Source organism: Aeromonas rivipollensis (assembly GCF_037811135.1).
GTDB lineage: Bacteria > Pseudomonadota > Gammaproteobacteria > Enterobacterales > Aeromonadaceae > Aeromonas > Aeromonas rivipollensis.
The window spans coordinates 3,352,148-3,364,887 of the sequence record NZ_CP149130.1; the positions used below are offsets into that span (position 1 = coordinate 3,352,148).

General features: G+C 65.3%; 14 protein-coding genes. 11 read left to right on the forward strand and 3 right to left on the reverse strand.

Annotated features, from left to right (window positions below):
* Window positions 1-13: 13 nt before the first annotated feature.
* On the forward strand, window positions 14-412 hold the full coding sequence (locus WIR04_RS15135) for a fumarate reductase (protein ID WP_025326129.1): 399 nt from the start codon (window positions 14-16) through the stop codon (window positions 410-412).
* An 11-nt stretch (window positions 413-423) separates the two neighbouring features.
* Window positions 424-780 (forward strand): fumarate reductase subunit FrdD, encoded by a 357-nt coding sequence (gene frdD, locus WIR04_RS15140; protein WP_025326128.1) that lies wholly within the window; start codon window positions 424-426, stop codon window positions 778-780.
* 77 nt (window positions 781-857) lie between these two features.
* Here frdD and WIR04_RS15145 read toward each other — a convergent pair whose 3' ends face one another.
* Both WIR04_RS15145 and WIR04_RS15150 read right to left on the reverse strand, forming a co-directional pair.
* Complete coding sequence (locus WIR04_RS15145) at window positions 858-2,084, reverse strand: winged helix-turn-helix domain-containing protein (RefSeq protein ID WP_338887982.1); 1,227 nt, start codon at window positions 2,082-2,084, stop codon at window positions 858-860.
* A gap of 74 nt (window positions 2,085-2,158) precedes the next feature.
* Window positions 2,159-2,800, reverse strand: coding sequence for a class I SAM-dependent methyltransferase (locus tag WIR04_RS15150; protein ID WP_338887984.1), 642 nt, complete (start codon window positions 2,798-2,800; stop codon window positions 2,159-2,161).
* Between the two features lie 130 nt (window positions 2,801-2,930).
* Between WIR04_RS15150 and WIR04_RS15155 the strand changes: the two genes are divergently transcribed.
* The 7 genes from WIR04_RS15155 (at window position 2,931) to WIR04_RS15185 (ending at window position 9,446) form a co-directional block, all read left to right on the forward strand.
* The gene (locus WIR04_RS15155) at window positions 2,931-3,596 is read left to right on the forward strand and encodes a thermostable hemolysin (RefSeq protein ID WP_338887985.1); all 666 of its coding nucleotides are present in this window, start codon (window positions 2,931-2,933) and stop codon (window positions 3,594-3,596) included.
* Complete coding sequence (locus WIR04_RS15160; protein WP_338887988.1) at window positions 3,593-5,098, forward strand: AMP-binding protein; 1,506 nt, start codon at window positions 3,593-3,595, stop codon at window positions 5,096-5,098. Before WIR04_RS15155 ends, WIR04_RS15160 begins: the two co-directional genes overlap by 4 nt.
* The gene (locus WIR04_RS15165; protein ID WP_338887990.1) at window positions 5,095-5,751 is read left to right on the forward strand and encodes an iron-containing redox enzyme family protein; all 657 of its coding nucleotides are present in this window, start codon (window positions 5,095-5,097) and stop codon (window positions 5,749-5,751) included. The genes WIR04_RS15160 and WIR04_RS15165 overlap by 4 nt, the downstream gene beginning before the upstream one ends.
* Window positions 5,748-6,596, forward strand: coding sequence for an SDR family oxidoreductase (locus WIR04_RS15170; RefSeq protein ID WP_025326122.1), 849 nt, complete (start codon window positions 5,748-5,750; stop codon window positions 6,594-6,596). The genes WIR04_RS15165 and WIR04_RS15170 overlap by 4 nt, the downstream gene beginning before the upstream one ends.
* Before the next feature lies 1 nt (window position 6,597).
* Window positions 6,598-7,233: a tetratricopeptide repeat protein gene (locus WIR04_RS15175; protein WP_025326121.1), complete on the forward strand. Its 636-nt coding sequence runs from the start codon at window positions 6,598-6,600 to the stop codon at window positions 7,231-7,233.
* 81 nt (window positions 7,234-7,314) lie between these two features.
* Window positions 7,315-8,007, forward strand: coding sequence for a response regulator (locus WIR04_RS15180; RefSeq protein ID WP_338887992.1), 693 nt, complete (start codon window positions 7,315-7,317; stop codon window positions 8,005-8,007).
* Window positions 8,004-9,446 carry an ATP-binding protein gene (locus WIR04_RS15185; protein ID WP_338887994.1) on the forward strand — a complete coding sequence of 481 codons (1,443 nt, stop codon included), beginning with the start codon at window positions 8,004-8,006 and terminating at the stop codon, window positions 9,444-9,446. Before WIR04_RS15180 ends, WIR04_RS15185 begins: the two co-directional genes overlap by 4 nt.
* A gap of 77 nt (window positions 9,447-9,523) precedes the next feature.
* Here the strand turns inward: WIR04_RS15185 and WIR04_RS15190 are convergent, their stop codons facing one another.
* The gene (locus WIR04_RS15190; RefSeq protein WP_080675087.1) at window positions 9,524-10,024 is read right to left on the reverse strand and encodes an ATP-dependent zinc protease; all 501 of its coding nucleotides are present in this window, start codon (window positions 10,022-10,024) and stop codon (window positions 9,524-9,526) included.
* A 397-nt stretch (window positions 10,025-10,421) separates the two neighbouring features.
* Between WIR04_RS15190 and WIR04_RS15195 the strand changes: the two genes are divergently transcribed.
* Together WIR04_RS15195 and earP are read left to right on the forward strand one after the other, a co-directional pair.
* The gene (locus tag WIR04_RS15195) at window positions 10,422-11,465 is read left to right on the forward strand and encodes a GMP reductase (protein WP_025326117.1); all 1,044 of its coding nucleotides are present in this window, start codon (window positions 10,422-10,424) and stop codon (window positions 11,463-11,465) included.
* Between the two features lie 95 nt (window positions 11,466-11,560).
* Window positions 11,561-12,736 (forward strand): elongation factor P maturation arginine rhamnosyltransferase EarP, encoded by a 1,176-nt coding sequence (gene earP / locus WIR04_RS15200; protein WP_338887996.1) that lies wholly within the window; start codon window positions 11,561-11,563, stop codon window positions 12,734-12,736.
* Window positions 12,737-12,740 lie beyond the last annotated feature (4 nt).

Here is a 12,740-nt window from a genome sequence, read left to right on the forward strand (position 1 = left end):
CAGGAGTGAGACCATGAACAACACCCAAAGCAAACGTAAGCCCTACGTGCGCGAGATGAAGAAAGACTGGTGGCTGAAGAATGCCTTCTACACCGGTTACATGATCCGCGAAGGCACCAGCATCTTCGTCTCCATCTATGCCGTGGTGCTGATGTGGGGTCTGATGCGTCTGGTACAGGGTCAGGAGGCGTTCAACGGCTGGCTGGAATCCCTGCAGAGCCCCGTCGCCATCCTGTTCCACGTCATCGCCCTGGCCGCCTGCCTGTTCCACGCCAAGACCTGGTTCGCACTGGCCCCCAAGGCCATGCGCATCTTCCGTGGCGAAGACCTGGTGCCGGAGAAGCCGATCGTCATCGCTCAATATGTGGCGCTGGCGGCGGTATCCCTGCTGATCCTGATCATCGTGGCTTGAGGAGATTAATGATGAGACGTTCTGACGAACCCATTTACTGGGGACTCTTTGGTGCCGGTGGCATGGTGGTTGCCATGCTGCTGCCGGTGATTGTCCTCATTACCGGTCTGCTGGTGCCCATGGGCATCATGGACGTGGAGACCATGAGCTACGAGCGCGTGCTCGCCTTCGCCAGCTCCTGGTGGGGTGCCTGCATACTGCTGGTCATCATCGCCCTGCCGATCTGGCACGGCATGCACCGCATCTATCATGGCCTGCATGACCTTGGGATCCACACCACCAAGCTGCACCACTATGTGTTCTATGGCTTCGCCTTCCTGGTGTCCGCCATCACAGTCGGTCTGCTGATGGTGCTGGTACTCCAGTAATCCTTAGGTTGCCAGCAACAGATGATAAAACCGGGCCCAGTGCCCGGTTTTTGTTTGGCTGTCGTTTAGTCTGCGGGCTAAGGACGCAGCGCTGGCTCCGGCCACAGGGCCTGCAGGGGCGCCGGCATGGCGCCGAGGCGAAGCAGCGGGGTCTGGTGCCAATCGGCCAGTTTTTGCAGCGCCTTCTCCAGATCCTGCGCCAGGCTGGCGCTCACCCTGACCCCATCCTCCAGATAGAGGCTCTTGACCTCGAACACCCCCTCCTTGCGATGAGCCTTGGCGTCCATCCTGCCCACCAGCTGGCCCCGGCGCAGCAACGGCAGCACGAAGTAGCCGTACTGGCGCTTGGGAGCCGGGGTGTAGCACTCGATGCGGTAGTCAAAGCCAAAGAGCTCGCTGGCCCGCTTGCGATCCCACACCAGGGGATCGAAGGGCGAGAGCACGGCGGTGTGGGTCGCCTTGAGACTGCCAGCCTGGGCCCGGGCCAGCTCATCGGAGAGCGATGCGTGCACGAAGGCGCCGTGCTGCCAGCCCTCCACCCGCACCGGCAACAGCTCCCCCTCATCCGCCAGCTGATGGAGCTGGGCGTCGTATTTGCCGCGCCGCAGGCGGTAGTAATCCGCCACCCAGCCGGTCTTGACCAGCCCCAGCGCCCGGCAGCTGGCGCGCACCATGTCCCGCTGGGCGAGCTCAGGGCTCGGCAGATCCCGCCCGTCGTCCCACTCGGGCATGACCCGCTCGGCGAGATCGTAGACCCGCTGGAAGTTGCTCCGCTCGCGCACCATCAGGCGCCCTGCGGTGAACAGCACCTCCAGGTGGCGCTTCTCGGGCTTCCAGTCCCACCAGCCGTTGCCCTTGCCCTCCTTGCGCTCAAAATCGGCGGCCCGCACCGGGCCATCCCGGCGAATCCGCTCAACTATCTGCTCTATCTCGCCGCCGTGGGTCTTGAGCCACTGGGCGGAGAACTTCCAGCCCATGGCGGCGGGATCCAGCATGCGATGGCGCAGCAACCGGTAATCCTCGCGAGGGACGAAGCAGGCCTCGTGGGCCCAGTATTCGAAGAGATTGCCCTCGGCCAGCAACTGCTCCAGCCAGCGCGGATCGTAGTGGCCGAGCCGGCTGAACAGCACCAGATAGGGGCTGCGGGCCACCACCGAGATGGTGTCTATCTGCAGCAGCGCCATGCGCCTTATGCAGGCCAGCAGATCGGAGGGAGAAGCCTTGGCGCGGCGCGGGGTCAGCAACCCCTGGGCGGCGAGTTGCAGGTGGCGGGCGTCTTGCAATGACAAATGGGGGATCGACATGGAAATAGGGGCATCCGTTCCTGGGTATCAGGCCACCAGCATGCCCAACTCATGGCCAAATGAAAACGCCCGTCTCAGGGTTTGGTGAACACTGCCACATCGGCGTGGGGGAAGCAGAGGTCCGCCTGCCAGCGGGCCGCCAGGGCGCGAAACGAGGCCTCGGCGAAGAAGACGATGTGGGTCGGATCGTGGCGGTAGCGCCACTGCCTGAAACGCTCGTCTCCCAGCACCCTCTGGGTCTGCAGCACCAGCAGGCCGCCGGGTTTGAGGCAGCCCCAGAGCCTGTCCAGCACGGCGCGCGGGGTGGCGATGTGCTCTATCACCTCGGTGCTGGTGATGAAGTCATACTGCTGCGTCAGCAGCTCGGGCCGGTCGGCATAGAACTTGTCGTAACCCGCCATCTCAAAGCCAGCCTCCCGCCCCATGGCGATGAGGGCAGGCCCGGGACCGCAGCCAAAATCGAGGCCGCTGGCAGGAGGGTTCAGCCGGGAGAGCACCTCGCCGAAGGCGCGCATCAGAAAGCCGCGATAACGGGGATCGTCCACCTGGTTGTCGTGTCCGTCATAGACCGCCTTCTCGGCCGCATTGTCCAGATGATCCGCCTCATCCAGCCAGACCAGCTCGCACGCCAGGCAACGGTGATAACGCTTGCCCGCCACCGGCAGGGGATAGCTGTGGCGAGCCGAGCAGAGGGGGCAGCTGGCGCTTGATGACATGACGGATCCTCCTGGGTGACAGCCGCGCAGATTGCCTGCCCGCCGCCTTGCTGACAACTTTTTTTACTCCTTAAGGGTTTCTTAAGTTTGCCCTTTTACTCTCAAGCCATCCCAAAAGAAGGAGCCAACCATGACCATCGAGATCCAAGCCCCCTACAGGTTGATCCTGGCACAGTCCCCGCAGCAGGTCATGGCGCTGCAAGCCTATATCCAGGCCGCCTATACCCTCGAATTCAATGCCCACATCCCCCATTTTCTGCCCTGCCTGCTTGGGCTCTACCGGGCCGATGGGGTGCTGGTCGGCGCCTGTGGCCTCAACCACGCCAGCACGGGGGAGAGTGAGCAGCCCCTCTATCTGGAGCAGTACCTGGAGCAGCCCATCGAGGCCGCCATCGAAACCCGCCTCGGGGTACGTCCGGCCCGCAGCCGCATCATCGAAGTGGGCAACCTCGCCTGCAGCGAGCCGGGCAATGCCCGTCTGATGTTTGCCGCCCTGTGCCGGTTGCTGTGTGACAACGCCCTCGACTACGTGGTGTTCACCGGCACCGCCAAACTGCGTAACAGCTTTGCCCGGCTGCGCCTCAACCCGGTGGAGCTGGCCCCTGCCCAGGCCCATCAGGTGGGGGAAGACGCCAACGCCTGGGGGGAATACTACCGCTGCCAGCCCAAGGTGATGGCGGGGGACATCAACCAGGGGCGCGAAGTGCTCGCCCAGAGCAGCCTGCTGCTCAACCTGCTGGGGCCCATGCCCATGCTTTTTAACCATGTCGGCCATGACAAGAGGTGTGCCCAATGAGCCTGTTCGACGCCATCGCTCGCCATGCCAGCCTGACGCCGCAACAACCGGCGCTGCAAGGCAGCCAGGGAGAGCTGGATTACCAGAGCCTGTGGCAGCAGATCCAGCGCCTGGCCGACCGCTTGCAGCAAGCCGGCATTCGCCGCCTGGCCCTGCAGCTCGACAACGGCCTGCCCTGGGCGCTGATCGATCTGGCCTGCACCCGGGCCGGGATAGTGGTCATTCCCGTGCCCCACTTCTTCAGCCCGGCCCAGCAGGCGTGGCTGCTGGAGAGCAGCGGGGCCGATGCCCTGGTGGGCCCCGAGCATGAGGGCTGGCAGGCCGCCGCCCCCCTCTTGCTGATGACGGGCGCCGCCGATGAACAGGCGCTGCCCCTGTGGCGGCGTACCCCGGTCGCCCCCCCGGCCCTGCCCCTGGGGACCGCCAAGATCACCTATACCTCGGGCACCACGGGCCAGCCCAAGGGGGTCTGTCTGTCCCTTGCCCAGATGACGGCGGTCTGCGAGTCCCTGGCCCTGCGGGTCGCACCGGCCGGGGTCGAACAACACCTGACCCTGCTGCCGCTGGCCACCCTGCTGGAGAATCTGACCGGTCTGTACGTGCCGCTACTCACCGGCGCCTGCAGCCGCATCCCCTCCCTCGGCGAGCTGGGCTTCACCGGATCCAGCACCCTCGACCCGGCCATGCTGGGCCAGGCCCTGGCACGCTGGCCCAGCCACAGCCTGGTGCTGGTGCCGGAACTGTTGCGCCTGCTGCTGGCGCTGTGTGCCAACACCCCGGCCCTGGCCGAACGGCTCAGGGGGCTGCGCTTCGTCGCCGTCGGTGGCGGCAAGGTCGCCCCCGATCTCATCCGCCATGCCCGCGCCCTGGGGCTCCCTGTCTATGAGGGCTATGGCCTGTCGGAATGCGGCTCTGTCGTGGCGCTCAACGGCCCGGACGCCGACCTTCTGGGCAGCGTCGGCCGCCCTCTGCCCCACTGCCGGGTCACCCTGGCCGCCGACGGCGAAGTCATGGTGAGCGGCAGCGCCATGCTCGGCTATCTGGGGGAAGAGAGCACCGCAGGCAAGCCTGTTGACCTGCAGATCGCCACCGGGGATCTGGGTCACCTGGACGCAGAGGGCTACCTGCACATCACGGGGCGCAAGAAGAACGTCCAGATCACCGCCTTTGGCCGCAACTTTTCGCCGGAGTGGGTGGAAGCCCAGGCCCAGCTCTGCCCGGCCATCGCCCGCATCGTGATCTTCGGTGACGGCCAGCCCGCCAACGTCGCCCTGATCCAGCCGCTGCCGGGTGGCCAGTCCCAATTACCCGAGCAGATTGCCCGGCTCAACCAGCAATTGCCCGATTACGCCCGCATCCATCACTGGCTGCCGGTGGCGCTGGATCAGCACCCCGGCCTGCTGACGGCCAACGGCCGCCCCCGTCGCAACGAGATTTATCACCACTTTTCCCGGCAGATCGACCAATGCCTGACCCAAGGCCTCACAGGAGAGACCTCATGAGCTTCTACCAGACCCTGCAACAAGCCACCGCCTCCGAGCGCGAGCACCTGTTCAATGCCCCCATCATCGAGGCCTGCCGCCGCGGCGACATCAGCCGGGAGACCTACCTCGCCTTTCTGGCACAGGCTTACTACCACGTGCGCCACACAGTGCCGCTGCTGATGGCCACCGGCGGCAAGCTGGGGCAGGAGTACGAATGGGTGCGCGGTGCCATCCGGGAGTACATAGACGAGGAGTACGGCCACCAGGAGTGGATCCTGAACGACATCCGCGCCTGCGGCGGTGACGCCGAGGCGGTGCGCCATGGCCGGCCGGGCCTGCCCATCGAGCTGATGGTGGCCTTCCTCTACGACCAGATCCAGCGCGGCAACCCCATGGGCTTCTTCGGCATGGTGCAGGTACTGGAAGGCACCAGCGTCGCCATCGCCCTGACGGTGGCGGACCAGCTCAAGAGCGGTCTGGGCCTGCCGCCCCAGGCGATGAGCTACCTGAGCTCCCACGGCGCCCTGGATCAGGAGCACCTCAAGTTCTTCGAGTCCCTGATGAACCGGGTGGAAGACCCGGCGGATCAGGCCGCCATCATTCACTCGGCCAAGGTGGTCTACCGCCTCTATGGCGACATGCTCCATCAGCTCACGGGATCCTGCCAATGAAGCTTGAAGGGAAACGCATACTGCTCACCGGCGCCAGCGGCGGCATAGGGGAAGCCCTGGCCATGGAGCTGGCGGCCCAGGGGGCGCACCTGCTGCTGCACGGACGCCGGGCCAGCGCCCTGGAGCGCCTGCGCAAGGAACTGCCCCATTCCGAGCGCCACCAGACGGTGACCGCCGATCTGGGCTCGCCCCAGGAGCGGGCCAGGCTGTTGCAGCACCCGGCGCTGGAGGAGGGGCTGGACGTGCTCATCAACAGCGCGGGCTGCAACCAGTTTGCCTGGCTGGAGGATCAGAGCGGCGAGCAGGTGACACGCCAGCTGCTGCTCAACATAGAGGCGCCCATCCAGCTCACCCGCGCCCTGCTGCCCCGGCTGCGCAAGCCCGCCGTCATCATGAACATCGGCTCCAGCCTCGGGGCCATCGGCTATGCCGGTTACAGCGTCTATTGCGCCAGCAAGTTCGCCCTGCGGGGCTTTAGCGAGTCTCTGGGGCGGGAGCTGGAGGGCACCGGCATCAAGGTGCTGCACTTTGCCCCCCGCGCCACCCGCACTCACCTCAACTCCCAGGCGGCCTACGCCATGAACGCCGAGCTCGGGACCCGGACCGACAGCCCCCAGGACGTGGCCGAGGAGGCCGTCATCGTCCTGTGCAACGAGACGCGCCGCAGCTGGCTCGGCTGGCCGGAGAAGCTGTTCGTGCGGCTCAATGCCCTGCTGCCCGCCCTGGTCGACAGGGCGCTGGCCAGACAACTGCCCGTCATCGAACGCCATGCCCGCCACCCTGTCCCCCTGGCCACAGATCGCGGGGACAACCCCGCCTGTGCCACGCATAAAAAGGAACATTGAGATGAAACACGCCACTTTCCGCCCCCGATTTGGTCACAGCGTCCTGTTGCTCGCCCTGGCAAGCAGCCTGGTTCAGGCCGCCGATGCCCTGCCCACCATTCAGCAGCAGTGGGCCCACTGCCAGTATCAAGAGACCGGCAAGGCCAAGGAGAGCTGTCTGGAGGCCCTGAGCGCCCAGGCGGATCAGGCCAGTGCCAAGGAGGCCTTTCGCACCGATCTGCTGATCTGGTCCGCCATCGTCAAGAGCACCTGGGCCGGCGCCAAGGGCGGCCTCGGGGCCCTCAGCCTGGTGAAGGAGGCCAAGGCCAAGCTGGAGATCGCCATCAAGCAGGATCCCAAGGCACTGGAGGGCTCCGCCTACACCAGCCTGGGCTCGCTCTACTACCAGGTGCCGGGCTGGCCGGTCGGATTCGGGGATGACGACAAGGCCGAGCAGTTGCTCAAGCAGGCGCTGGCCATCAACCCCACCGGCATCGACCCCAACTTCTTCTACGGCGACTTCCTGCTGGATCAGGGGGACAAGGCCCAGGCGAAGATCTATCTGGACAAGGCCCTGGCCGCCCCGGCCAGACCGGGCCGCGAGCTGGCGGACGAAGGGCGCAGGACGGAAATTCGCGAGCGTCTCGCCAAGCTATAAACACAAGCAGATCAGTGCGCTATTTAAACTCTGCCCACCAACTTGCATACTGGTGGGCAGCGTCATTTGAGGGAGAGAACAATGCGGATCCTGTTGGTAGAAGATGACATCATGCTGGGGGATGGCATGGTGGATGCCCTGCGCAGCAGCGGTTACACCGTGGACTGGCTGCAGCAGGGGCTGCCCGCCCTGCCGGCGCTCAAGAGCGAGGAGTTTGCCGCCCTCATCCTGGATCTCAATCTGCCGGACATCGACGGCATCAGCCTGCTGCGCAAGCTGCGCCGGGAGGGGCAGACCCTGCCGGTGCTCATCCTCACCGCCCGGGATGCCCTGGACGATCGGGTGCTGGGGCTGGATGCGGGCTCCGATGACTACATGGTCAAACCCTTCGCCCTGCAGGAGCTCAACGCCCGCCTGCGCGCCCTGGTGCGCCGCAGCAAGGGGCAGGCCCAGGCGGTGCTGGAGTATGGCGACATCCTCATCTACCCCGAATCCCAGCAGGTCACCTATCAGGGGGAGGCGGTCAGGCTGACCCCCCACGAATACAAGCTGCTGCAGGAGCTCATCAGCCAGAGCGGCCGGGTCCTGAGCCGCGATCAGCTGCAGCAGAGCCTCTATGGCTGGGACGAGGGGGCCGAGAGCAATGCGGTGGAGGTACACATCCACCACCTGCGCAAGAAGTTCTTCCCCGAACTCATCCGCAACATCCGCGGCGTCGGCTACATAGTGCCGCAGCCAGATACCCCGGGCAGCAGAGGGATGCCCGCCCGATGAGTCGCGTCCGCTCCATTCGCCGCTTCCTGCTCTCCGGCATCCTGGCCCTGGTCAGCGTCAGCCTGGCCGTCAGCGGCCTCATCGGCTACCTGGAAGCCAACCACGAGATGGAAGAGCTGTTCGATGCCCGTCTCGCCCAGTCCGCCCGCATCACCAACCAGCTGCTCAGCCGTTATCTGAAGCAGCGCGGCGAGCTGCCCAGCAACGGGGCCGTCTACCAGGAGTGGGAGCAGGCCGTGCCCGACGACCCCCATCCGGAGAAGCGCGGCTTCAGCCAGCTGGGGCGGGACAACGAGTTCACCCCCTATGGCCACGAGTTCGAACACAACCTCTACTTTCAGCTGCTCAACGAGCAAGGCACCATACTGCTGCGCTCACCCAATGCGCCGGAGCAACCCCTGACCACCCTGGAGCGCGGCTTCAACAGCGAGACCAAGGATCACCACGAGTGGCGCACCTTCACCCTCTACAACGAGGCTGAGCACACCTGGCTCATCGTCGCGGAGCGGGATGACGAGCGAGGGGAGCTGGCCAGCAAGATGGCCACCCTGACCATGCTGCCCCTCTTCATCACCCTGCCCTTCCTGCTCGGCCTGCTCTGGTGGCTGGTTACCCGGGGGCTGGCCCCGCTGCACCAGCTGACCCAGGCCATAGGGGAGCGCCATCCCGCCAACCTGAGCCCGCTCAGCCTGGCCATCAAGGCCGAGGAGCTGACGCCCCTGGTGGCGGAGATCAACCGCCTGATGCACACCCTGGCAGACACCATTGAGCGGGAGAAGCAGTTCACCAACGAGGCGGCCCACGAGCTGCGCACCCCGCTGGCGGTGCTGCGCATCCACAGTGAAAATGCCCTGGCCGCCGAGGATGACGCCAGCCGCGAGCAGGCGCTGCGCAAGATGCTGCTGGCGCTCGATCGCAGCGACCGGCTGATCCGCCAGCTGCTGACCCAGGCCCGCATCGACAACCAGCAGGCCCCGGCGCTCGGCAAGCTGGATCTGAGCCAGCTGTTGCAGGGCACCCTGGCTACCCTGGCCCCCATAGCACTGAGGAAGGATCTGCAGCTCTCCCTGGAGGGGGACGAGCATCTGCAGGTGATGGGGCAGGCCATGTTGCTGGATCTGATGTTTGGCAACCTCATCGACAACGCGCTGCGCTACACCCAGGTGGGCGGCGAGGTCGCGGTGGTGATCACCCAGGAGGGCAACAGGGTCAGGGTGGATGTGCGGGACAACGGCCCCGGCATCCCCACCGCCGCCCTGTCGCGCCTGTGCGAGCGCTTCTTCCGGGTCAATCCCCAGCAGGGGGACGGGGTGGGCCTCGGCATGGCCATAGTGCAGCGCATAGTGCAGCTGCATGGCGCGGATCTGGACATCCACAACAGGCCAGAGGGGGGGCTGGAAGTGAGCGTGCTGCTGCCCGCCCCGCCGCGCCAGGCATAGGCAGCGCAAGCCTCAGGGGAAAAAAAGCGCGGGGGCCAAAGCCCCCGCGCACCATTTGTGATCCCAAAGAGGCCTTCCTAGCCGCAGCTCGGCTGTACCGTGAAGGTGCGGGAAGAGTCCACCGGCCCCAGCTCCGCCAGCAGGCGACGACCGAGCAGCACGGGATAGATCATGTCGCTGCGATCCCGCAGGGTGAACCACTCCTTGTAGAGCTTGTCACCGACACAGACTGACATGGTCACAGTGGGACGCTCCTCCATGCCACCGGCGCCGCGCACCGTCACGCTGCGCTCCACCGGGCGCTCCAGGGTCTGGCGCACCTCCTTGTCGGTGTTGGCATCGGTCAGCACCAGGGTGAAGCGCACCCAGGGCTTGCCGTCACGCTTGAAGTGGTGCAGCTCTCGCGCATCGAGAGACGACGTGAGGGCGCCTGTATCCAGCTTCATCTTGACCGCCACCCCACCCGGCATGAGCACGCCCTTCTCGATCCAGCCATAGACGGTAGGGGCGGCCCAGGCGCCCGATGAGAGGCAGAGGCTGGCCAACAGCAACCAGCCGGCTTTGTGTGATGCGGACAATGTGTTCTCCTCGTCGAAGCGGGCCCACGCTGGCCCTCTGCGCCAGAGTGGGCAGCACGCAGGCCACTGTCAACTGGCAAACGCGGCGCAGGCGCCCAGACCCCGAGCTTCTGGCGTTCATGGCATGGGGGATCCGACAGCAGTTGACCCTGGTGCAGGGCAAAAAAGAGGGAAGAGAGAGGCCGTGGCGAGGTGCTGGATGAAGCTGGTGGCCAACCTCAGGTTGTGACGCCAAAGGCTAACACAATGATGAGTGAATTATCAGTCTTGTTCTGGCGGGATTTTTGCCTAGACTGTTGTAAACCGGAGGCCTTGAAAACCTGCGGTTTTTTTGTGCCTGCCGAAAATTTTGCCCACTGCAACAGTGACTTTCACAAGGCTCAATAAGGAATTTGCAATGCGTATCGAAGAAGACTTGAAGCTGGGTTTCAAGGATGTACTGTTTCGTCCCAAGCGCTCTACCCTCAAGAGCCGTTCCCAAGTCAGCCTGACCCGTCAGTTCACCTTCAAGCACACCCAGACCCAGTGGCAGGGGGTGCCCGTCATCGCCGCCAACATGGACACCGTCGGCACCTTCGCCATGGCGCGCACCCTGGCGGGCTTCGAGATGATGACGGCGGTACACAAGCACTACAGCCTCGCCCAGTGGCAAGCCTTCGTGAACGAGACAGACCCGGCGCTGCTCGGTCATGTGATGGTCTCCACCGGCACCTCGGAGGAGGACTTCAACAAGACCCGCCAGATCCTCGCCATGTCCGAGGCGCTGCGCTTCATCTGCGTGGACGTGGCCAACGGCTACTCCCAGCACTTCGTCGAGTTCCTGCGCAAGATCCGTGAAGCCTGCCCCAACCACGTCATCCTGGCGGGCAACGTGGTCACCGGCGAGATGGTGGAGGAGCTGATCCTCTCCGGCGCCGACATCGTCAAGGTCGGCATAGGCCCGGGCTCGGTCTGCACCACCCGGGTCAAGACAGGGGTGGGCTATCCCCAGCTCTCCGCCATCATAGAGTGCGCCGATGCGGCCCACGGACTCGGCGGCCAGATCGTCGGTGACGGCGGCTGCACCTGCCCGGGCGATGTGGCCAAGGCGTTTGGCGGCGGCGCCGACTTCGTGATGCTGGGGGGCATGCTGGCGGCCCACGAGGAGTGCGGCGGCGAGGTGGTGGACGTCGATGGCGCCCCCTTCATGAAGTTCTACGGCATGAGCTCGTCGAGTGCCATGGACAAGCACGCCGGCGGCGTCGCCGAGTACCGCGCCTCCGAAGGCAAGACGGTGCTGCTGCCCTACCGAGGCCCGGTCGAGAATGCCGTGCGCGACATCCTGGGCGGTGTACGCTCCACCTGCACCTACGTCGGCGCCAGCCAGCTCAAGGAGCTGACCAAGCGCACCACCTTTATCCGGGTGCGCGAGCAAGAGAATAACGTCTACGGCAAGGAGTAACCTGCCGCAGCAACCGTCACTCGCTGACGGTTAGAAGCCAGCCCACCGGTGTGCTACCCTGCGCACCGGTTTTTTTGCATCTGGAACCCCGAGCCATGACAAGCCCCCTGCCCCCCTTTCACTGGGACATCTTCTGCACCGTGGTGGACAACTTCGGCGACATAGGCGTCACCTGGCGGCTGGCCCGCCAGCTGGAGCGGGAGGGCCATGGACAGGTGCGGCTCTGGGTGGACGATCTGGCGAGCTTCGCCCGCATCTGTCCTGGGCTGGATCCCGCGCGGGATCGTCAGTGGGTTGAGGGGATCCACATCCAGCGCTGGCAGGGCCCCCTGCCAGCGGATGCCATCCCGGCTAGCGTGGTCATAGAAGCCTTTGCCTGCGAGCTGCCCGCCCCCTTCATCGAACGCATGGCCGAGCAGAGCCCGCCCCCCTGCTGGATCAACCTGGAGTACCTCTCCGCCGAAGCCTGGGTCGAGGATTGCCACGGCCTCGCCTCCCCCCAGCGGGTGGGCAAGCTGAGCCTCAATAAGTACTTCTTCTTCCCGGGCTTCACCCCCAGAACCGGTGGCCTGCTGTGCGAGCAGGGGCTGGTGGCAGAGCGGGATCGCTGGCAGCAGGATGAGGCTGGCCTTGCCGCCTACTGGGCCAGCCTGGGGCTGCCGCCCAAGGCGCAAGACGAGCTGCGGATAAGCCTCTTCACCTACGAGAGCGAGGCGCTGAAAAGTCTGGTCGCAAGCTGGAGCCAGGGCGCCACCCCTGTCACCCTGCTGCTGCCCATGGGGCGCGCCCTTCCCGACGTGCTCTGCGGCGCCGGTCTTGAGAGCGCCATCGGCACGGCCCGGGCGGGGGATCTGCTGCAGGCGGGCCGGCTCACCATCAAGCTGCTGCCGATGACGAGCCAGGCGGGCTACGATCGGCTGCTGTGGAGCTGCGATCTCAACCTGGTACGCGGCGAAGACTCCTTCGTGCGGGCCCAGTGGGCGGCAAGGCCCTTCCTGTGGCACATCTACCAGCAGGAAGAGGAGGCCCACCTCGTCAAGCTGGCGCACTTCCTCGACCACTATCTGGAGGCCTTGCCCGCCGAGGACGGCCAGTGGCTGCGCGAGCTCAACCTGGCCCTCAACAGAGGGGAAGATTGCAGCGAACTCTGGGCCCAATGGCCGATCCACGGCACACATTGGCGACAACATGCGCGAAGCTGGTCACAGAAGTTGCTGCGGGAAGGGGATCTCGTCACTCGGCTGGTGAAATTTTTAGAAAGCCGTATATAATCTG

Bases quoted from the DNA above. Each gene is read 5' to 3' on its own strand.
- WIR04_RS15150 (WP_338887984.1), bottom strand. From the start codon at position 2,800: ATGTCATCAAGCGCCAGCTGCCCCCTCTGCTCGGCTCGCCACAGCTAT.
- WIR04_RS15145 (WP_338887982.1), bottom strand. From the start codon at position 2,084: ATGTCGATCCCCCATTTGTCATTGCAAGACGCCCGCCACCTGCAACTC.
- WIR04_RS15165 (WP_338887990.1), top strand. From the start codon at position 5,095: ATGAGCTTCTACCAGACCCTGCAACAAGCCACCGCCTCCGAGCGCGAG.
- frdD (WP_025326128.1), top strand. From the start codon at position 424: ATGAGACGTTCTGACGAACCCATTTACTGGGGACTCTTTGGTGCCGGT.
- WIR04_RS15195 (WP_025326117.1), top strand. From the start codon at position 10,422: ATGCGTATCGAAGAAGACTTGAAGCTGGGTTTCAAGGATGTACTGTTT.
- WIR04_RS15180 (WP_338887992.1), top strand. From the start codon at position 7,315: ATGCGGATCCTGTTGGTAGAAGATGACATCATGCTGGGGGATGGCATG.
- WIR04_RS15170 (WP_025326122.1), top strand. From the start codon at position 5,748: ATGAAGCTTGAAGGGAAACGCATACTGCTCACCGGCGCCAGCGGCGGC.
- earP (WP_338887996.1), top strand. From the start codon at position 11,561: ATGACAAGCCCCCTGCCCCCCTTTCACTGGGACATCTTCTGCACCGTG.
- WIR04_RS15185 (WP_338887994.1), top strand. From the start codon at position 8,004: ATGAGTCGCGTCCGCTCCATTCGCCGCTTCCTGCTCTCCGGCATCCTG.
- WIR04_RS15135 (WP_025326129.1), top strand. From the start codon at position 14: ATGAACAACACCCAAAGCAAACGTAAGCCCTACGTGCGCGAGATGAAG.
- WIR04_RS15155 (WP_338887985.1), top strand. From the start codon at position 2,931: ATGACCATCGAGATCCAAGCCCCCTACAGGTTGATCCTGGCACAGTCC.
- WIR04_RS15160 (WP_338887988.1), top strand. From the start codon at position 3,593: ATGAGCCTGTTCGACGCCATCGCTCGCCATGCCAGCCTGACGCCGCAA.
- WIR04_RS15175 (WP_025326121.1), top strand. From the start codon at position 6,598: ATGAAACACGCCACTTTCCGCCCCCGATTTGGTCACAGCGTCCTGTTG.